General features: G+C 72.5%; 15 protein-coding genes. 12 read left to right on the plus strand and 3 right to left on the minus strand.

The window, feature by feature from the left end; genetic code table 11:
• The first annotated feature begins 1 nt into the window (after position 1).
• Both IE274_RS12850 and IE274_RS40050 read left to right on the plus strand, forming a co-directional pair.
• Positions 2-1,246, plus strand: coding sequence for an AAA family ATPase (locus IE274_RS12850; protein WP_190115786.1), 1,245 nt, complete (start codon positions 2-4; stop codon positions 1,244-1,246).
• Positions 1,236-5,597: an SAV_2336 N-terminal domain-related protein gene (locus IE274_RS40050; RefSeq protein ID WP_190115787.1), complete on the plus strand. Its 4,362-nt coding sequence runs from the start codon at positions 1,236-1,238 to the stop codon at positions 5,595-5,597. Before IE274_RS12850 ends, IE274_RS40050 begins: the two co-directional genes overlap by 11 nt.
• 45 nt (positions 5,598-5,642) lie before the next feature.
• Here IE274_RS40050 and IE274_RS12860 read toward each other — a convergent pair whose 3' ends face one another.
• Complete coding sequence (locus IE274_RS12860; RefSeq protein WP_190115932.1) at positions 5,643-6,425, minus strand: aldo/keto reductase; 783 nt, start codon at positions 6,423-6,425, stop codon at positions 5,643-5,645.
• 326 nt (positions 6,426-6,751) lie between these two features.
• Between IE274_RS12860 and pqqA the strand changes: the two genes are divergently transcribed.
• The 10 genes from pqqA to IE274_RS12910 all read left to right on the plus strand — a co-directional run bounded on the left by pqqA (position 6,752) and on the right by IE274_RS12910 (position 16,054).
• On the plus strand, positions 6,752-6,892 hold the full coding sequence (pqqA, locus tag IE274_RS12865) for a pyrroloquinoline quinone precursor peptide PqqA (protein ID WP_190115788.1): 141 nt from the start codon (positions 6,752-6,754) through the stop codon (positions 6,890-6,892).
• Positions 6,893-6,901: 9 nt separating this feature from the next.
• Positions 6,902-7,813, plus strand: a complete 912-nt coding sequence (gene pqqB / locus IE274_RS12870; protein ID WP_190115789.1) for a pyrroloquinoline quinone biosynthesis protein PqqB — start codon at positions 6,902-6,904, stop codon at positions 7,811-7,813.
• Complete coding sequence (gene pqqC, locus IE274_RS12875; protein ID WP_190115790.1) at positions 7,810-8,583, plus strand: pyrroloquinoline-quinone synthase PqqC; 774 nt, start codon at positions 7,810-7,812, stop codon at positions 8,581-8,583. The genes pqqB and pqqC overlap by 4 nt, the downstream gene beginning before the upstream one ends.
• Positions 8,576-8,905 (plus strand): pyrroloquinoline quinone biosynthesis peptide chaperone PqqD, encoded by a 330-nt coding sequence (gene pqqD / locus IE274_RS12880; protein WP_190115791.1) that lies wholly within the window; start codon positions 8,576-8,578, stop codon positions 8,903-8,905. Before pqqC ends, pqqD begins: the two co-directional genes overlap by 8 nt.
• Positions 8,902-9,996, plus strand: a complete 1,095-nt coding sequence (gene pqqE, locus IE274_RS12885; protein WP_190115792.1) for a pyrroloquinoline quinone biosynthesis protein PqqE — start codon at positions 8,902-8,904, stop codon at positions 9,994-9,996. The genes pqqD and pqqE overlap by 4 nt, the downstream gene beginning before the upstream one ends.
• The gene (locus IE274_RS12890) at positions 9,993-11,294 is read left to right on the plus strand and encodes a glycoside hydrolase family 88/105 protein (protein ID WP_229909517.1); all 1,302 of its coding nucleotides are present in this window, start codon (positions 9,993-9,995) and stop codon (positions 11,292-11,294) included. Before pqqE ends, IE274_RS12890 begins: the two co-directional genes overlap by 4 nt.
• 7 nt (positions 11,295-11,301) lie before the next feature.
• On the plus strand, positions 11,302-12,096 hold the full coding sequence (locus tag IE274_RS12895) for a heparin lyase I family protein (RefSeq protein WP_190115793.1): 795 nt from the start codon (positions 11,302-11,304) through the stop codon (positions 12,094-12,096).
• A 37-nt stretch (positions 12,097-12,133) separates the two neighbouring features.
• Positions 12,134-13,165, plus strand: a complete 1,032-nt coding sequence (locus IE274_RS12900; RefSeq protein ID WP_190115794.1) for a chitinase — start codon at positions 12,134-12,136, stop codon at positions 13,163-13,165.
• A gap of 56 nt (positions 13,166-13,221) precedes the next feature.
• Positions 13,222-14,328, plus strand: coding sequence for a PQQ-dependent sugar dehydrogenase (locus tag IE274_RS12905; RefSeq protein WP_190115795.1), 1,107 nt, complete (start codon positions 13,222-13,224; stop codon positions 14,326-14,328).
• Between the two features lie 154 nt (positions 14,329-14,482).
• Entirely contained in the window at positions 14,483-16,054 is a 1,572-nt protein-coding gene (locus IE274_RS12910; RefSeq protein WP_190115796.1) for a glycoside hydrolase family 28 protein, read from the plus strand.
• 38 nt (positions 16,055-16,092) lie between these two features.
• Here the strand turns inward: IE274_RS12910 and IE274_RS12915 are convergent, their stop codons facing one another.
• Together IE274_RS12915 and IE274_RS12920 are read right to left on the minus strand one after the other, a co-directional pair.
• Complete coding sequence (locus IE274_RS12915) at positions 16,093-17,916, minus strand: AMP-dependent synthetase/ligase (protein WP_190115797.1); 1,824 nt, start codon at positions 17,914-17,916, stop codon at positions 16,093-16,095.
• 204 nt (positions 17,917-18,120) lie between these two features.
• Positions 18,121-19,644 (minus strand): MFS transporter, encoded by a 1,524-nt coding sequence (locus IE274_RS12920; RefSeq protein WP_190115798.1) that lies wholly within the window; start codon positions 19,642-19,644, stop codon positions 18,121-18,123.
• Positions 19,645-19,788: the final 144 nt, after the last annotated feature.

Below are 19,788 nucleotides of genomic sequence, written 5' to 3' on the forward strand. Positions count from 1 at the left end.
GATGCCGCCGTCGGAGAACGCGCCACCGCCCGAGGTCCCACCGCCGGGGCGCCGGTCGTCCGAGGTCCCACGGCCCGAGACCCCGTCGTCCGCGTCGTCGGGGGCCTGGTCGTCCGATGCCCCGCCGTCCAAGTCCCCGTCGCCCACCGGCCCCGCCCCGGCCCCACCCCCCGCCTCCTGGCAGATCTACTCCGGCTCCCGCACCCCGCACGACGGCATCACCCGCCTCCCGGCCCCGCCCCCCTGGCGGACCTTCAAGGGCGGCCCGCCCCTGCCCACCCCGCCCGGCGACTCCGGCAACCAGCACGCGGCCGTCAGCTACCGCCCGAGCGCGGACGCCGTCCGGCAGGTCAACGCCGCCCTCTATCTGCGCAGGCCGCTCCTGGTCACCGGCGCTCCCGGCACCGGCAAGTCCTCCCTCGCCTACGCCGTCGCGCACGAACTGGGCCTCGGCAAGGTCCTGCACTGGCCGATCACCAGCCGCGTCACACTCCGCGACGGCCTCTACGCCTACGACCCCCTGACCCGTCTCTACGCCGCCGAACGCGCCCGCCACGACGGCACGCGCGGCGACGCCAGCCAAGGATGCGCAGGCCAGGGCCCCGCAGGCGACGGACCCGTCGGCGACGACATCGGCGACTACCTCCGCCTGGGCCCCCTCGGCACCGCCCTGCTGCCCTTCGCGCGCCCCCGCGTCCTGCTCGTCGACGAGATCGACAAGAGCGACATCGACCTGCCCAACGACCTGCTCACCATCTTCGAGAAGGGCTCGTACGAACTCGTGGAGCTGGCCCGCCGCGCGGCACCCACCGCCCGGGTGATGACGGCCGACAGCACCAAGGACCGGGTGGAGATCCGCGACGGCACCGTCACCTGCCGTGCCTTCCCCCTCGTGGTGATGACGAGCAACGGCGAACGGGAGTTCCCGCCCGCGTTCCTGCGCCGCTGCGTCACCGTGGACCTGAAGCAGCCCGCCACCCTCGACGAGCTGACCGCCATCGTCCGCGAGCACCTGGGCCCCGTCGTCGGGGACGGCACCGGCGTGCTCCCGGTCGGTGTGCAGGACGTCATCCAGCGGTTCTTCGACCGGCGCAGCGGCGGTCTGCTCGCCAACGACCAGCTTCTCAACGCCATCTACATGTGCCACCACGCGGCCTTCACGGAACCGCCCGAGAGCGTCGCGAGGCTGGCGGACCAGGTGATGCCGTTCCTGACCGCCGAAGCGGCGCGGTCCGATGACGCTTGACCGGTTGCGGGACCTCCTTGCCGCCCTCGGCCCGCCGGTCACCCCGCTGGACCTGGCCGAGATGGTGTGGCTGGCGGAGCGGCTGCCGCCGGGCGAGGCCGAGGGTGAGGGCACGGCCGGGGGTGGGCCGCCCGCTCCGCTCGGCGAGGGGAGCGGGCCCGGAGGCGCCCGTACACCGGGGCTTTCCGGCGGCCACGCCCCGGCGGCCGGGGGCGTGGAGGGGGCCGGGGAATCCGGCGGATCCGGGGACGCGACGGGCGGCAGCCCCGGCCACGACGGGCACGACGGGCATGACGCCCCCGGCCCGGCCCGCGCGGGCGCCGACGCCCCCGCCGACGGCGCGCCCGGACCCGCCAGAACCGCCCTGCACCTCCCGCGCGGCCCCGCCCGCCCCGGCACTGACGCCGACGACGTCCTCGTACCCGCCCCACAGGCCCTGCGCCACGAGCTGGCCATCCAGCGCGCCCTGCGCCCCCTGAAGCAGCGCGTCCCCGACCGGCGCCGCCGCGTCCTCGACGAGGCGGCGACGGCCGCGCGCGCCGCGGAACACCCCGGATCGCTCCCCTGGGCCCCGGTCCTGGTGCCCGCCACCGACCGGCTCTTCAGCCTGGCCCTCGTCGTCGACACCGGTCCGGCGATGAGCGTATGGCGGCCTCTGGTCCGGGAGTTGAGGGAGGCGGTGCAGCGTACGGGCGCGTTCCGGGACGTACGCGTATGGCGCCTCGCCGACCTCGGGAAGCGCGTCGGCGTCCGCTCCTCGTCGCGGGGCCCCGCCCTCACGCCCGCGGCCGTGGTCGACCCGACGGGGCGTCAGATCGTGCTCGTCCTCAGCGACTGCTCGGGCCCGCACTGGTGGGGCGGCCGGGCGGGCCCCGCCCTGCACCTGTGGGCCGGACGCGGTCCCACCGCCCTCCTCCAGCCGCTCCCCGAACGCCTCTGGCGCCGCACCGCCGCCCCCGCCGTCCCCGGCCGCGCCATCGCGCCGCGCGCGGGCGCCCCCAACACGGCCCTGCGGTTCACCCCGCACGACGGCCACGCCCGCCGCCCCGCCGGGACGGTCCCCGTCCCCGTCCTGGAACTGGCCCCCGAGTGGCTGGCCGACTGGGCCGGGCTCCTCATGGCCGCCGGCGACCACCACCGCGACACCGCCGTCACCTACGTCGGCCCCGACGCCCGTCCACAGGACCAACCGCTGGCCGACGAGGGCGATTTGCCCATCACCGAACGCATCCTCCGCTTCCATTCGGCCGCCTCGCCCACGGCCGCCGACCTCGCGGCGCACGTCGCCCTGTCGGTGCCCGCGCTGCCGGTGATGCGCCTCATCCAGCAGCGCGTCACGCCCGGCTCACGGCCCAGCGACCTGGCCGAGGTCCTGCTGAGCGGCCTCCTGGAGCCGGTCGACCCGGCCCGCGGCCTCTACGACTTCGTACCGGGAGCGCGAAGCGCCCTCCTGCAGACCCTGCCGCGTCCCGAGTCCCTCGCCGTCGCCGAGCTCCTCGGCCGCATCGGCGCGGAGATCGAGGCCCGGGCGGGCTCGGCGACCAGCGCGTTCCGGGCGGTGGTGGCGGTGGCCCAGGGGGCGGGGAGCCGGGGGCTCGGGGTGGCCGGGGAGCCGTTCGCGTTGGTGAGCGAGGAGGCGTTGGGGGTGTTGCGGGGGCGGGCCATTCCGGTGGTGGAGCGGCCGGTGGAGGTGGCGGGGGAGTCGGCCGTCGTGCCGCCCGCGCCCGCTGTGCCGGCGGTGGCGAACGTCCCGACGCGCGGCAGGTCGTTCGTCGGCCGCACCAGCGAACTCCAGCGCCTGGAAGCGGACTTCTCCGGTACCGGCGACTCAGCCGACAGGCTGCGCGTGGTCGTCGTCCACGGCATGGCGGGCGTGGGCAAGACGGAGCTCGCGGCGGAGTGGGTGCGGAGCCGTCCGGGGGGCTCCCGGTGGTGGGTGCGGGCGGACTCGCGGGAGGAGATCGACGAGGGCCTGCACGTGATGGGTCGCGCGCTGAACCCGGCTGTCGTGCCCGCGCTGCCCCGGAGCGCGGGCATCGAATGGACTGTGCGGTGGCTGGCCTCGCACGCGGACTGGGTACTCGTTCTCGACGACGTGCGCGACTCCTCCGAGGTGCGCGAGCTGCTGGCCCGACTCGACTCCGGCGGCCGGGTCCTGGTGACCACTCGGAACACGGCCGGATGGGGCTCGATGCTCCATGAGGGCCTGGACGTCGCCCTGAAGTCGTTGCCGCTCAGTGCGCTGCAACTCCCGGAGGCCGTCGAGTTGTTGAGGACTCGGGCGGGCGCTGGGGCGGTGTTGGACGGCGCGGCGGCGCTCTGTGAGGAGCTCGACTGTCATCCGGCCGCAGTGGTGCGGGCCGCGGCGGACATCGCCCGTACGGGAATGTCCGTCGCGGAGTACCGGACGCTGATCGGCCGCCGTCCGGGCCACGAAGAGACCTCCCTGCTGCCGCGGGTGGTGCGCGCGTCCAAGGACCCCTTGGCGGCGCGACTCCTGAACATGCTCGCGTGGCTGGCACCCGATCCCGTACCGCGCTCGGTGGTGTCCCGCATGGCGGGCGTCCGGGAGCTGGGCAGCGCCCTGCGGCTCCTGGAAGGCCTCGACCTCGTCAGTGTCGACGACGAGGTGATCCGGGTGCGCCCCGGGGTCCAGTCCGCGGTCCGCACGGCGGACGACTCCACCCCGTTGCGGAGCCGCGAGGCCGTCGCCTGGGCCCGCGCCGAGGCCGCCGTCTGCCTCGCCAATACCCTGCCGCGGGACCCGAACGCCGTCTATGCCTGGCCCCGCTGGCGCGAAGTGCTGCCGCACGTCCTCGCGTTGGCGGAGCACGTCCGACCCGAGGACGACTCCGCGCCGCTCGCCTCCTCGCTCTCGCTGGCGGCGGGATACGTCCTCGCCCAAGGGCAGCCGGACCGGGCCGTCGGGATGCTGGAGCGTGCCGTCGAGAGCCTGCGCAGGATCTCCGGGGCGGATGCGCCCGAGACCCTGGCGGCGGCCGGGCAGCTCGCGGGGGCGTACCGGGCGGCAGGGGACGTGCGGCGGGCCATCGCGCTGTATGAGAGCACGGTGCTGACCCTGGGCAGGGCGCTCGGTGCGGGACGGAGCGAGACCCTGGAGCTCCGGCTCGAACTCGCGGCGACGTACCTGGAACTGGGGTCCGTGCCGGAGGCCCGGCAGCAGTTCGACGCGGTGCTACAGCTGAGCAGGGGGTGGCACCCGCAGTTCGTTCGGCACGCGCTGACCGCACGCGCGGGCCTCGCGGACACCCTGCTGGAGGACGACGCGCAGGACGCGCTGTCCGTGTACGAGGACATCCTGGCCGAGTGCCGCAGGATGCTCGGCGACGAGCACCCCCACACGATCTACGTACGCGGCAAGCTGTCCGCTGCCGCCCACAGGGCGGGCGATGACGCGCGGGCGCGGAGCGCGGCGGAGTCGACGCTGGCCGCCTGCCGTCACGTCTTCGGGCACGACCACCTGCGGACCATCAGGGCCATGGGCGATCTGGCGTATGTGTACGAAGGCTCCGAGCGCCTTCGGCCCCGGGCGATCGAGGCGTATGAGGAGGCGGTGGGGCACAGCACGGTGGTACGCGGCGCGAGCCACCCGGGGACCCTGGCCTTGCGGGACCGGCTCGCGGCGTTGTACGCGCGGGACGAGAACTGGCAGCGCGCGATCGCGCAGTACGCGAAGTTGCTCGCGGTCCGCGCCGCCGAGCTGGGCGAAGACCATCCTGGGACCCTGCGTACGGTGGCACACCTCGCCGAGGCGCACAGCTGCGCCGGGTCCTGGCGCAGGGCCATCGCGCTGCACGAACGCGTCCTCGACGCTCAGATCAGATCACTGGGGGACGGGCACGCCGACACCTGGCCGTCCTACGACCGGCTCGCGGAGGCCCAGCGAGGGGTCGGCAATGTGCCGGAAGCCCTCAGGCTGTACAAGAGGGTTCTGGACTTCAGGACGGCGGCGCTGGGCAGGCAGCACCCCGACACCGTGACGACGCTCGAAGCCATGGCCCGCGTCCACTTGGACGCCGACCACTTGGACCTGGCCCTCGACGCGTACGCGCAGGCCCTGGAGCTGCGGCGCGGCGCACAGGGGGAGTTGCACCCCGACACGCTCGCCGCTGTCCGTCGCGTCGCCTGGCTGTACGCGGAGGCGGGTGACACCGAGAGTGCCGTCGTGACGTACCGCACGACCGTGAACCACTGTGCCGCCGTGGGCGATGTCTGGCAGGCGGTCGCTCTTCTTGAGTGGGCCGGGCAGCATGTGGCCCCCGCACTCGGCGCCGACCATCCCGAGTCCCTCAGGATCCGGGAAGAGCTGGACCACCTGCGCCGCCGCTGAACGGCCGACGCGGGTGGTCCGGAGGAGTTACCCGTCCGGCAGGACCTACATCTCCGCCGGGTCGGGCCCGAGGCGCCGGTCCTCGTTGAGCGCGCTGATTGCCGCCATGTCCTCCGGGTCCAGCTCGAAGTCGAACACGTTGATGTTCTCCTTGATGCGGGCGGGGGTCACCGACTTGGGGATGGCCACGTTCCCGAGCTGGATGTGCCAGCGGAGCACGATCTGGGCGGGCGAGCGGCCGTGCTTCTGGGCGATGGCGACGATCGCCGGGACCTCCAGGAGGCCCTTGCCCTGGCCGAGCGGCGACCAGCCCTCCGTGGCGATGCCCTGCTCGGCGTGGTACGCGCGGGAGGCGCGCTGCTGGAGGTGCGGGTGCAGCTCGATCTGGTTCACCGCGGGGATCACCGACGTGGCGTCGATGAGGCGCTCCAGGTGCTCCGGAAGGAAGTTGGAGACACCGATGGACTTGGCGCGGCCATCGGCGTGGATCTTCTCGAAGGCCTTGTACGTGTCGATGTACCTGTCCTCCGACGGGACCGGCCAGTGGATCAGGTACAGATCGACGTAGTCCAGGCCCAGCCGCTCCAGGGAGGCGTCGAACGCGCGCAGCGCGCGGTCGTACCCCTGGTCGGTGCTCATGAGCTTCGTCGTGACGAAGAGCTGGTCGCGGTCGATACCGGAGGCGGCGATGCCCTTGCCGGTGCCCACTTCGTTCTCGTAGAGGGCCGCCGTGTCGATACTGCGGTACCCGGACTCCAGGGCCGTCGCCACGGCCCGCTCCGCCTCGTCGTCCGGCACTTGCCAGACACCGAAGCCCAGCTGCGGCATCTCGATGCCGTTGTTCAGGATGATCGGGGGGACCTTGCTCACGAGCTCTCGATCCTTATGACGTCGTCGGGTGGTACGTCCATGGTCAACGATCAGGGGCCGTGGCGCATTCCTGGCGTGGCGTTCCCGCTGTACGGCGCCCTGAGAATGGCTAGATATAGCTCCGACCTTATCGGTCCGAACCATTGACCGCGTCCCGTCATGACGCAACTCTGTTGCACGTCACTGAACGCAGGCCATCCATGTGAACTCCCTGGACGCATGCGTGGCATTTCGTCCCAGTGACTCCTGAACCCCCACTTTTCAGGAAGGGTAGGAACACGCGCATGAACACTCACGAGATGGAGACGTCGGAGGTCACCTCGGTCTCTCCCGAGACCGGGCCCGCCACCGGCTGGCAGACCCCGGAGTACACGATCGTGGAGACCTCGCTCGAGGTCACCGCGTACCGCCTCGCCGACCGGTAGACCCGCCCGATGCTGCTCCAGGTGCTCGGCACCGCGGCGGGCGGCGGACTCCCCCAGTGGAACTGCGCGTGTCCCGGCTGTGCCGGGGCGCGCGCCCACCCGGAACGCCGCCGGCTGCACGCCTCGCTCGCCCTGCGCGCGAGCCCCGGCCGCTGGTACCTCATCAACGCCACCCCCGACATCGGCGAGCAGATCGAGGCCTGCCCCGAGCTGCTGCCCGCACCGGGGCCGGCCGCCGACACCCGGCTCTCCCCGCTCGCCGGGGTCGTCCTCACCGACGCTGAACTCGACCACACCCTCGGCATCGCCCGGCTGCGCGAGGCCCGCGACGGCGTCGACGTGCTCGCCACCGCGCCGGTGCTCGACGCCGTCCGGGACCGCCTCGGGCTCGGTGCCGTGCTCGACCCGTACACGCGGACGCGCTGGCGCGAGCTCACGGGCGCGCGGCAGCAACTGAACGACCATTCAGCAGTGCGGGTCGATGCGGTGCGCGTTTCGGCCAAGCGGCCGCGCTACGCGGCCGGCCTCGGCCCGGACGACGCCGCCTGGTCCGTCGCCCTGCGCCTGCACGACACCGGGACGGGCCGCACCGTCCTGTACGCCCCGGCGCTCGCCGCCTGGACCGACGCCTTCGAGGAGGCCGCCCGCGAGGCGGACGTCGTCCTCGTCGACGGCACCTTCTGGGGCGAGGAGGAACCCCGACGAGCCGGATTCAGCGACCGCACGGCCACCGGCATGGGCCATCTGCCCATCGCCGGGCCCGGCGGCACCGCCCACCGGCTCGCCGGGCTGCCCGGACGGTGCCTGTACACGCACCTGAACAACACCAACCCGCTCGGCGACCCCGACGCCGAGCAGCACAAGCAACTCGCCGACTGGGGACTCGAAGTCGCGCGGGACCGGATGGTGATCGAGCTGTGACCGCAACCGTCAAGACCGCCGCGGACTCCGCGGCCGGGGCCGACGACGCGCCCTGGACCCCCGACGAACTCACCGAGCGGCTGCGCGCCGTCTCCGCCGCGCGCTACCACGACCGCCACCCCTTCAACGTACGCATGCACGAAGGCACCCTGACCCGGGCCGAGTTGCGCCGCTGGATCGCCAACCGCTTCCACTACCAGCGGCACATCCCCATCAAGGACGCCCTGATCCTCGCCAAGTTCGACGACCCCGCGCTACGCCGGGGCTGGTCGCGGCGGATCAGGGACCACGACGGGGACCGCCCCGGCGAGGGCGGCATCGAGCGGTGGCTGCGGCTCGGCGAGGCCGCGGGGCTCGCTCGCGCGGAGCTGCTGGACACCTCCCGGGTGCTGCCCGGGGTGCGGCTCGCCGTCGACGGGTACGTCAACTTCTGCCGTCTGCGGCCCGCCCTCGACGCCGTCGCCGCCTCCCTCACCGAGCTGTCCGCGCCCGATCTGATGCGCACCCGCATCGCCGCGTTCGAGCAGCACTACCCGTGGATCGACACCGAAGGGCTCAGCTACTTCCGGGGCCGCGTCGGCCAGGGCGGCCGGGACGGGCAGGAGGCCCTTGGCCTGGTGCGTGCCTGGGCCCGCACCCGGGCGGAGCAGGAGCGGGCGGTGGCGGCGCTCGGCTTCAAGTGCGACGTGCTGTGGGCGCTGCTCGATGCCGTCGACGGGGCGTCCGGCCGGGACGGCCAGGGCGCGGGGGACGGGGGCGGTCATGCGTGAGGCCGTCGCGGGCGAGCGCCCGTCCGGCGCGGCCGGCCCGAACGCCGCCGAGGACGAGCTCGTACGTCCCGACTGGCGGCCCGTCCTCGCCCGCTCCGTCGTCCTGCGCCGCGACCGGGTCCGCGGCGCCGACCTGCTCCTACTGCCCGAGCGCGTCGTGGTGCTGCGCGGTGCCGCCGCCGCCATCGTGGCGCTGTGCGACGGGGAGCGGGACGTGGCCGGGATCGTCGCGGAGCTGCGGCGGCGCCACCCGGGCGCGCCGGTGGGCGACGAAGTGCCGGTGTTCCTGGGGCGGTTGCGGGCGGAGAGGTGGCTGCGATGAGCGTTGCCCCCGAACCGCCCTGGGCCCTCCTCGCCGAGCTCACCCACGGCTGCCCACTGCGCTGCGCGTACTGCTCCAACCCGGTCAAACTGAACAGTCGGTCAGAAGAACTGACCGGCGACGAGTGGGGCGACGTGCTGCGGCAGGCCGCTGACCTGGGCGTCGTCCAGACGCATCTGTCGGGCGGTGAGCCGCTGCTGCGCCGCGATCTGCGCGACATCGTCGCGGCGGCGGACGCGGCCGGCATCCACACCCAGCTCGTCACCAGCGGCGTCGGCCTGCACGAGGCCCGCCTCGCCGGGCTCGTCGACGCGGGCCTGCGCAGCGTCCAGCTGTCCGTGCAGCACGCCGACCCCGCCCGCGCCGACCTCATCGCCGGGGCCCGGGCCACCGGCGCCAAGGAGCGCGCGGCCCGCCTCGTCCGCGAGGCCGGTCTGCCGCTCGGCCTGAACGCCGTCCTGCACCGCGCCAACCTCGACGCCCTCGACGCGCTCGTGGAGCTGGGCCTCGACTGGGGCGCCGACCGGATCGAGCTGGCCAACACCCAGTTCTACGGCTGGGCGCTGCGCAACCGCGACGCGCTGCTTCCCGACCCGGACCAGGTGGACCGCGCCCGGGGGACCCTGGAGCGCTGGCGGGCCCGGCTCGGCGGCCGGATGGAGCTGGTGTGGGTCGCGCCCGACTACGTCGACGCCACCGCCAAGCCGTGCATGGGCGGCTGGGGCGCGGTGTCCCTGACCGTCGCGCCCGACGGCACGGTGCTGCCCTGCCCGGCCGCCGCGGAACTGCTCGGCGCGGACGCCCCGAACGTACGGGACCGGCCGCTGGACTGGATCTGGCGGGAGTCGCCCGCCTTCACCCGCTACCGCGGCGAGGGCTGGATGCGGGAGCCCTGCCGCTCCTGCGAGCTGCGCACCGTCGACTTCGGCGGCTGCCGCTGCCAGGCCCACGCCCTCACCGGCGACGCCGCCCGCACCGACCCCGCCTGTCACCGCTCACCCGACCACGGCGTGGTGCGCGCCCTGGTCGAGGCGGCGCGCGGGCCCGCACCGGACCACCCCGGTTACGCCTACCGCGAGGGAGGAACCTGATGCGCCGCCATCGCTCACCCACCTCACCGATATCGACCCCGCTGCAGTCCGCCCCGCCCAAGCCCCCCGCCCCGCCCACGGGACCGCGCGGCAAGGCGGCCCGCGCCGTCCTGGCCGCGCTCCTCGCGGGCTGCGCCGCCCTCACCGCGCAGACGGCCCCCGCCGCGGCCGAGGGCCCGCCTGCCGCCGACCGGACGCCCGCCCCCGACCGGACGCACGCCGCGCAGCCTCGGGGCACCGACTGGTCCCGCGCCCTGGTCGACTCGACCACGACCCGGTTCACGCCCACCTCCATCGGCGGCTGGTCCTACCCCGTCGGCCTCTACCTCTTCGGCCAGTACGGCACGTACCAACGCACCCACGACGCCCGCTACTTGACGTACATCAAGAGCTACGTCGACCGGTTCGTCGACGGCGACGGGAACATCGGGCAGAAGTTCAACAGCCTCGACAGCATGCAGGCCGGACGGCTCCTGGTGATCCTGCACCACGAGACCGGCGAGGACCGCTACCGCGTCGCCGCCCGGAAGATCCGTGACCGTCTGAAGAGCTACCCGCGCACCGGCGACGGCGGCTTCTGGCACGCCGACACCGACAGCCGCGCGCACCAACTCTGGTCGGACGGCGTCTACATGGTCACGCCGTTCCTCGTGGAGTACGGCAAGGAGTTCGGCGACGAGGCGTACACCGACCGCGAGGCCGTCGAGCAGCTCAACGTGTACGCGCGCCACCTCCAGGCGGACAACGGCCTGTTCCAGCACGCGTACGACGAGTCGCGCACCGCGAGCTGGGCCGACAAGGACACCGGGCGTGCCCCGGAGCAGTGGTGCCGGGCCATCGGCTGGTACTCCATGGCCGCCGTCGACGTCCTGGACGCCACCCCACGCAGCGACCCCGGGCGTGGCGAGCTGCTCGGCCACGTGCGGAAGCTGGCCGGGGGCATCGCGAAAGCCCAGGACCCGGCGACCGGTCGCTGGTTCCAGGTCGTCAACAAGGGGACGCAGGAAGGCAATTGGACGGAGACGTCCTGCTCCAGCATGTTCACCTTCGCCCTGTCCCGCGCCGCCGAGAAGGGCTATGTCGCGCCGTCGTACCAGGGCGTCGCGCGCCGCGGCTACGAAGGCGTCCTGAAGAAGATCTCGCTCGGCGCCGACGGTCTGACCAACCTCACGGACATCTCCATCGGCACCAACGTCGGCGACTACGCCTTCTACATCGCCCGCCCCCGGCAGACCAACGACTTCCACGGGCTCGGGGCATTTCTGATCATGAACGAGCAACTCAGGAAGCAGAGGTGACCCCCTCATGACCCCCTCCCGCAGAGCCCTCTTCGCCGCGGCGCTCGGCACCGGCGCGGGTGTGGCCGCCACCGCGGTGGGCCTCTCGCCGGCCGCCGCGGCCCCCACCGCGGACTGGCAGCTGCGCTGGTCCCCGTCCGCCCGCGACGTCGGCCTGCGCGCCTTCGAGACGCTGGAGGACGACCGCGCCAACTCCCACCCGGCGGCGAAGCCGCACATCTTCGCCGAGGGCGACAACTTCCGCTTCACCATGCACACCGTCGACCGCGACACCAGCGACGACCGCCAGCGCCACGAGGTCACCGGGCTGCGCACCGGCAACTCGTTCCTCACCTGGCAGCGGGGGCAGACCTGGCGGGTCACGTACCGCATGTTCCTGCCCAGCACGCTGAAGGCGACGACGAGCTTCACGCACATCATGCAGATGAAGCAGCCCGGCGCGGGCAGCGCGCCGATCGTCGTGCAGTCGCTGCGCCGCGTCGACGGCAAGCAGACCATCGAGCTGAAGATCTTCGACGACGACATCCTGATCGGCCGCACCGACCTGGCGCCGCTGCACGACAAGTGGACCGACGTCGACTTCCAGATCAAGATCGGCGACGGCTCGTCGGGGTCCGTGCGCTGGATCCTCAAGAGCGGCGGCACGACCGTCATCGACAAGTCGAAGACCGGCATCGACACCTTCCTCGCCGACCGGGTGCGGCCCAAGTGGGGCATCTACCGCTCCCTCGGAGACACCTCGGGCTCCCTCCAGAACACGTACATGCTCCTCACCGGCATGCGCGGCTACCAGCTCGTCTGAACCCACCTGCTGACGCTCGTACGAAAGGCAATCGACGGTGCGACGACTCACCTCCCTGAGCGGCCTGGCCCTGGCCGCCGCCGCCCTCCTCGGACTGTCCCAACTGCCCGCGGCCGCCGACAGCGCGGGCACCGGGGCCGCCGACGCGGGCGCCGCCAAGACCGCCGCCCCCAAGGCCGCGGGCACCATCCACGCCGCCCCCTACGAGTACCTGGGCTGGGGCAGCCCGCAGAAGCCCACCGACGTGATGGCCGCGACCGGCGTCAAGTGGTTCACGCTGGCGTTCATCCTGTCCGACGGCGGCTGCAACCCCGCCTGGGACGGCAGCCGTCCGCTGAAGGGCGGCTCCGACGAGTCCGCCATCAAGTCCATCCGGGCGGCGGGCGGCGACATCGTCGTGTCCGTCGGCGGCTGGAGCGGCGCCAAGCTCGGCGAGAAGTGCTCCAGCGCCACCGCCCTCGCGGCCGCTTACCAGAAGGTCATCGACGCGTACAAGCTGAAGGCCTTCGACGTCGACATCGAGAACACCGAGTTCAACAACCCGACCGTGCGTCAGCGCGTCGTCGACGCGCTGAAGATCGTGGAGCAGAAGAACCCGGGCATCGTCACCTACGTCACCCTCGGCACCACCCCGAACGGCCCCGACGCCACCGGCAAGGACCTCATCCAGCGCGGCGCCCGGGCCGGGCTCGCCGCCGACGCCTGGGTCATCATGCCGTTCGACTTCGACGGCCACAGCGGCACCATGGGCGAGGCCTCCGTCAGCGCCCTCGAAGGCCTGAAGAACACCGTGCGGAGCGCCTACGGCTACAGCGACACCGACGCCTACCGGCACATCGGCGTCTCGTCCATGAACGGCAGGACGGACGTGGCGGGGGAGACCGTCACCACCGCCGACTTCAAGAAGATCCTCGGCTACGCGCAACAGCACCACATCGCCCGCTTCGCCTTCTGGTCCGTCAACCGCGACCGCTCCTGCGCGGGCGGCGGATCGGCGGGCGACTCGTGCAGCGGCATCGGCCAGCAGCCTTATGAGTTCACCAAGATCGTGGCCCAGTACGGAGGCTGACGGCGCGTCAGCACCTCGTACGACACCCCCATCTGACCCCCCACATGGAGGTTCGCATGCACGGCAACACGAGGAACACCGGCCTGGCGCGGAAGGTGGCGCTGGCGGCGGCCACCGCGCTGGCGGCGGGAGTGGTGGCGTACGTCCCGTCGGTGTCGGCCGCTCCGGCCGCGCCCGCCGGTGAGCCCACCGACATCAAGACCGTCTCGACCGGCTGGACCATACCCTGGGGCACCTCCTGGCTGCCCGACGGCAAGTCCGCGCTGGTCACCGAGCGCGACGACTTCCGGGTCTGGTCGATCTCGGCCGACGGCGCGACGAAGAAGCAGGTCGGCACGGTGCCCGAGTCCCAGACGACGGGCGGCGAGGGCGGCCTCATGGGCGTCGCCGTGGACCCGCAGTGGGCGACGAACCACTACGTGTACGTCATGCACACCTCGTCCGAGGGCAACCGCGTCGCGCGCATGACGTACGACGGCTCCTCCCTCAGCGGCTACACCGTGCTGCTCAAGGGCATCAAGAAGGCCAGGTACCACAACGGCGGGCGCCTCGCCTTCGGCCCCGACGGCTATCTGTACGCCACCACGGGCGACGCCCAGGACCGGCCGCTCGCGCAGGACAAGAACTCCCTCAACGGCAAGATCCTGCGCATGACCCGGGACGGCAAGCCCGCCCCCGGCAACCCCTTCGGCAACTACGTCTACAGCCTCGGCCACCGCAACCCGCAGGGCATCGCCTTCGACCCGCAGGGCCGCCTGTGGGAGGCCGAGCTGGGCGACGCCACCAAGGACGAGCTGAACCTCATCAAGCCCGGCAAGAACTACGGCTGGCCGACCTGCGAAGGCAACTGCAACGTCGCCGGGATGACCAACCCGAAGAAGACGTGGGGCGTCGCCGAGGCCTCCCCGAGCGGGGTGGCGATCGTCGACGGCGCGGTCTACATGGCGGCCCTCAAGGGCCAGCGCATGTGGCGCATCCCGATCAACGCCGACAACGAGAACGTCGGCACGGCCAAGGCGTTCTACGTCGGCCAGTACGGCCGCCTGCGCGCGGTGACCACCGTGCCGGGCGCGAAGGCGCTGTGGCTGTCCACGACCAACGCGGACGGCAACGGCGGGCAGCCGGACGGCGCGGACAAGATCCTCCGCGTGACCATCGGCTAGTCACGGCCACCGACCGGTCGGGCGGCGGCCGCGCGCTGTGGGGGCGGGCGGCCGCTGTCCGGCCAGGCCGGGGTGAGAACGGCCCGGCCGGGAGCGAGAACGGTCCGCGGGCGTACGGGCCCCGGGCCGCCGACGCACAGCGAGGGGACGGGACATGAGCAGATCACGCACACGCACCGGAGCCCTGGCCGCGGGCCTCGCCGCGCTCGCGGTGCTCGCGGTCTTCGACGGGCCGTCCGCCGGAGCCGTCCGGGTCCGCGCGGAGGCGGCCACCGCGGCGCGCGCACCGGCACCTCAACGGCCGCTCCCCGCAGCCGAGTTCAACGTCCGCGACTACGGCGCGAAGGGCGACGGATCGACCAACGACACGCCCGCGATCCAGCGGGCCGTCAACGCGGCCAACAGCGCGGGTGGCGGCACCGTGCGCCTGCCCGGCGGTGGCTCGACGTACGAATCCAAGAACACCCTCCACATGAAGAGCGATGTGACGCTCCAGGTGGACAAGGGCGCCACCCTCTCCGGCAACGGCGCGGACGACTACGACCCGCCCGAGCCCAACGAGTGGGACGACTACCAGGACTACGGCCACAGCCACTTCCACAACGCGATGATCCACGGCGACCGGCTGAGCAACATCGCGTTCGTCGGCGAGGGCGTCATCGACGGCGACGGCGCCCTGATCACCGGCAACCCGGAATCCGGCGAGGCCGACAAGATCATCTCGCTGACGCGCTGCAAGGGCCTGCGCCTGGGCGACGGGCTCACCCTGCGCGAGGGTGGCCACTTCGCGGCGCTCGTCAACGGCTGCGACGACGTCGTCTCCGACCGGCTCACCATCGACACCGCGATGGACCGCGACGGCTGGAACGTCATCAACACCACCGACGTGACCGTCACAGGCGCCCACCTGGACGCCAACGACGACGCGCTCGCGTTCAAGAGCGACTACGCGCTGGGCGCGAAACTCCCCAACGGCCGTGTGCGCGTGAGCGATTCGTATCTGTCGGCCGGATGCTGCAACGCCCTGATGTTCGGCTCGGAGACCTGCGGCGACTTCACGGACTACCGCTTCGAGCGGATCCGCATCGAGGGCTCGGACAAGTCGGGCCTCGGCATGGTGTCGATGGACGGCTCGAGGATCTCCGACGTGCACTACAAGGACATCACCATGACCGGCGTGCGCTCCCCGATCATGCAGAAGATCGGCAACCGCAAACGCTGCGGCAACAACCCGGGCGTCGGCTCGATCAGCGACATCACCTACACGAACGTCAAGGCGACCGGCTCGACCCCGTCCTTCTCGCCGACCCTGTGGGGCGAGTCCGGGCAGAGCCGCATCAAGGACGTCACCTTCACCAACGTCGACCTGACGGTCCCCGGCGGCAACGGCACCATGTCCACCGACGTCCCCAGCAACAAGTCCACCGACTACAACCCGAAGAGCATCGGCACCCGGCCTGGCTACGGCTGGTACATCCGCCGAGCCGACGACGTCACGTTCATCGACAGCGAGGTCCGCTTCGCGTCCGACGACGGCCGCCCCGCGGTCGTCGCCAACGACAGCACGGGCATCCGCTTCAGCACCTTCACCGCCCAACGCGGCTCCGCAAGCCCCGCCGACCTCGTCTTCCAGCAGACCCGTGGCTACTGCGTCCGCGACAGCGCGAACACGGGGGGCGGGGTGTTGCGGGTCGGCCAGAGCGGGTCCAGCGAGGACTGCGGCTGACCTGCCGATGGCCGCGCGCGTCCCGCGTCCGGCGCGGGTCAGCTGTGGTACAGCGCCTCGACCTCGTCCGCGTACGCCTGCTCGATGGCCTTGCGCTTGAGCTTCAGGGACGGAGTGAGGAGGCCGTGCTCCTCGCTGAACTGGTGGGCCAGGATGCGGAAGGTGCGGATGGACTCGGCCTGGGAGACGAGGGTGTTGGCGGCCACGACGGCGCGGCGCACCTCGGTCTCCAGGTCGGGGTCGCGGACCAGGTCGCCGGGGGGCAGCGGGGGTTTGTTGCGCATGGAGAGCCAGTGCTCGACGGCTTCCGCGTCGAGGGTGACGAGGGCGGCGATGTAGGGGCGGTCGTTGCCGACGACGATGCACTGGGCGACCAGGGGGTGGTCGCGGACGCGCTCCTCCAGTTGCGCCGGTGAGACGCTCTTGCCGCCGGAGGTCACCAGGATCTCCTTCTTGCGGCCGGTGATGGTGAGGTAGCCGTCGTCGTCGAGGGCGCCCAGGTCGCCGGTGGCGAGCCAGCCGTCGTGCAGGGTCGCGTCGGTGGCCTTGGGGTCGTTGAGGTAGCCCTGGAAAACATGGCCGCCGCGCAGCCACACCTCGCCGTCCTCGGCGATGTGCACGGTGGTGCCGGGGATGGCCTGGCCGACCGTGCCGTAGCGGGTGCGCTCGGGCGGGTTGGCGGTCGCGGCGGCCGTGGACTCGGTCAGGCCGTAGCCCTCGAAGACCTGCACGCCCGCGCCCGCGAAGAACAGGCCGAGGCGCCGGTCCATGGCGGAGCCGCCGGACATCGCGTGCCGCACCCTGCCGCCCATGGCGTCGCGGACCTTGGCGTAGACGAGCTTGTCGAAGACCTGGTGCTGCATGCGCAGGGCCGTCGAAGGACCGGGGCCGGTGCCGAAGGCCTTGGCCTCCATCGCGTCGGCGTACCGCACCGCCGCCTCCACCGCCTTGTCGAACGGGCCCGCCTTGCCGTCCCGGTCGGCCTTGCGGCGGGCCGCGTTGAAGACCTTCTCGAAGATGTACGGCACGGCCAGGATGAACGTCGGCCGGAACGTGGCGAAGTCGGGGATCAGGGCGGCGGCGTTCAGGCTCGGCTGGTGGCCGAACTTGACGCGGGCGCGCACCGCCGCGATCTGCACCATGCGGCCGAAGACGTGCGCGAGCGGCAGGAAGAGGAGCGTGGACGGCTCGTCGCCGCGCTTGGAGCGGAACACCGGCTCCCAGCGCTCGATCAGCGTGTCCACCTCGAACATGAAGTTCGCGTGGGTCAGGACGCAGCCCTTGGGGCGGCCCGTGGTGCCGGAGGTGTAGATGACGGTGGCGACGGAGTCCGGCGTGACCGCCCGGCGGTGCCGGTGCACCACCTCGTCGTCCAGGTCGCGCCCGGCCTCGGTGAGTTCGCGTACCGCGTCGCCGTCGAGCTGCCACAGGCGGCGCAGCTGCGGCAGCCGGTCGACGACCGAGCCGATCGTCATCGCGTGGTCCTCGTGCTCGACCATCGCCGCCGACACCTGCGCGTCGTGCAGCATCCAGAAGACCTGCTCGGCCGACGACGTCGGATATACGGGGACGACCTGCGCGCCCACGGTCCACAGGGCGAAGTCGAAGAGCGTCCACTCGTAGCGGGTGCGGCACATGATGGCGACCCGGTCGCCGAACCGCACCCCTTGCGCGAGCAGCCCTTTGGCGAGCGCCAGGACCTCGTCGCGGAACTCCGCGGACGTCACGTCCTGCCAGACCCCGTCGTGCTTGCGGCCGAGGACGACGCGGACCGGATCCTCAAGGGCATGGTCGAACACGGCGTCGGCAAGGCCGCCCACCCGCGGCGCCGACGCCATGGGAGGGTTCGTGAACTCGCGCAATGGTGCTCCTTGTGGCGCTCCGCACAGCGCCGGTGACGGTACCCCACCCCGATCCCTTCCGGGAGGGGGGTGGGAAGCACCCATAGGGGCACGATCGTCACAGGTCAGCAGGTGAAATGCGGCCACAAGGGTAAGGGTCGGACAGATTACTGACGGCTGAGTAAGTTTCGGTGGCGTAATCTCCACCGAATCTGTACCTGCCGATTACCCCTGGAGCTGCTTCTCCGGTGTCGGCTCCGAGACCGCCGACGGGGTCTGACCTGCGACGCGCGCGGGTTTGGTCCGGACCATCAGGAGCACCGCGAGACCCGCCGCGACCCCCACCGCACCGGCCGTCAGCGACGCCCCGTTGAGCCCGGCGGCGAACGCCTCCCGCACGCTGTGCGCGGACACCGTGCCCTCCAGTGCGGACGCCCCGCCCCCGGCCGCCGTGTGCGCCGCCTCCTGGCCGATCGAGTCCTGCATCCGCGAGGTCAGGACCGTGCCGAACAGCGCGACGCCGAGCGCGTATCCGAGCTGCCGGAACGTGTTCACCGCCCCGCCCGCCATGCCCGCGTTCTCCGGCGGCAACGCCGCCAGCGCCGCCCCCGCGAGCCCCGGCGAGACGAGCCCCGTACCGATGCCCGCCAGCGTCAGCCCCGGCACCAGCGCGCCCCACGACGAGTCGGCGTCGAGCACCGCCATCGCCAGGCAGCCAGCGCCGATCAGGAGCAGGCCGACGCCGATGACGTACCGCGCGGGCGCGCCGTGCAGCAGTCGGCCGCCCACCGCCGCCACCACGAACGACGTCGCCGCGAGCGGAAGGAGGACCAGGCTGCCGCGCACCGGGCTCATGCCGAGGACCGTCTGCAGCCAGATCGAGAGGTACGGGATGACGCCGAACGCGGCCGCGTTGTAGCCGATCGCGCCGAGCAGGACGCCGGTGAACGCGGGCTTGCGCAGCAGCCGCAGGTCGATCAGCGGGTGCGCGGCGCGGCGCTCGACGACCACGAACGCGACCAGCGCCAGCATCGCCACCAGGAAGGTCGCGCCGGTGCGCGCCGACGTCCAGCCCACGGTCGAGGCCCGCACCGCCCCGAAGATCAGCGCCCCCGCGAACAGCGCGAACGTCACCGTGCCCGCCCAGTCGACGCGCCGCGCCGCAGGCCCCTTTGACTGCGCTGAGTGAGCCGTCTGTGCCGACTCGGGCACCAGGCGCAGCGTCAGCCACACCGCGGCCACGCTCACCGGCAGGTTCACGAAGAAGATCCACCGCCAGCCGGGCCCCTCGGTGAGCAGCCCGCCGACGATCGGCCCGAGCGCGGCGGCACCGCCGCTGACCGCGCCCCACACGCCGAGCGCCACCGAGCGCTGCTTGCCCTGGTAGGCCGCGCCGAGCAGCGGCAGCGTCGTCGCGAACATCGCGGCCGCGCCGAGCCCCTGGACGGCCCGGGCCGCCACCAGCACCTCCGCGTTCGACGCGAGCCCGCAGCCCAGCGACGCCAGCGCGAACACGACCGTGCCCGCGACCTGAATCCGACGCCGCCCGAGCACGTCGGCCGCGGCGCCGACCCCGAGCAGCAGCGCGGCGAGCGCGAGCGCGTAGCCGTCGATCACCCACTGCAGATCGCTCAGCGACGCGTCCAGGGCCCGCGCCATGTCGGGCAGCGCCACCACCACGATCGTCACGTCGAGCAACAGCATGAATGTGCCCAGGCACACCGCGGTCAGCGGCCCCCATGTGCGCATCTTCGTTCTCCTAGCGAGATTGTCAGGTGTTTCGTTCGACGTCGTACGATCCGTCAGGGGTGGACGATCGCGGTGGCTGTCGGCCGCGTACCGCCGGAATCCGACATCTGGGAGGCGTCAGCGATGGAAAGCCACACTCCGGGT

This window comes from Streptomyces flavofungini, assembly GCF_014650815.1.
GTDB classification, from domain to species: Bacteria; Actinomycetota; Actinomycetes; order Streptomycetales; family Streptomycetaceae; genus Streptomyces; species Streptomyces flavofungini.

Bases quoted from the DNA above. Each gene is read 5' to 3' on its own strand.
- IE274_RS12850 (WP_190115786.1), top strand. From the start codon at position 2: ATGCCGCCGTCGGAGAACGCGCCACCGCCCGAGGTCCCACCGCCGGGG.
- IE274_RS40050 (WP_190115787.1), top strand. From the start codon at position 1,236: ATGACGCTTGACCGGTTGCGGGACCTCCTTGCCGCCCTCGGCCCGCCG.
- IE274_RS12860 (WP_190115932.1), bottom strand. From the start codon at position 6,425: ATGCCGCAGCTGGGCTTCGGTGTCTGGCAAGTGCCGGACGACGAGGCG.
- pqqA (WP_190115788.1), top strand. From the start codon at position 6,752: ATGAACACTCACGAGATGGAGACGTCGGAGGTCACCTCGGTCTCTCCC.
- pqqB (WP_190115789.1), top strand. From the start codon at position 6,902: ATGCTGCTCCAGGTGCTCGGCACCGCGGCGGGCGGCGGACTCCCCCAG.
- pqqD (WP_190115791.1), top strand. From the start codon at position 8,576: ATGCGTGAGGCCGTCGCGGGCGAGCGCCCGTCCGGCGCGGCCGGCCCG.
- pqqE (WP_190115792.1), top strand. From the start codon at position 8,902: ATGAGCGTTGCCCCCGAACCGCCCTGGGCCCTCCTCGCCGAGCTCACC.
- IE274_RS12895 (WP_190115793.1), top strand. From the start codon at position 11,302: ATGACCCCCTCCCGCAGAGCCCTCTTCGCCGCGGCGCTCGGCACCGGC.
- IE274_RS12905 (WP_190115795.1), top strand. From the start codon at position 13,222: ATGCACGGCAACACGAGGAACACCGGCCTGGCGCGGAAGGTGGCGCTG.
- IE274_RS12910 (WP_190115796.1), top strand. From the start codon at position 14,483: ATGAGCAGATCACGCACACGCACCGGAGCCCTGGCCGCGGGCCTCGCC.
- IE274_RS12920 (WP_190115798.1), bottom strand. From the start codon at position 19,644: ATGCGCACATGGGGGCCGCTGACCGCGGTGTGCCTGGGCACATTCATG.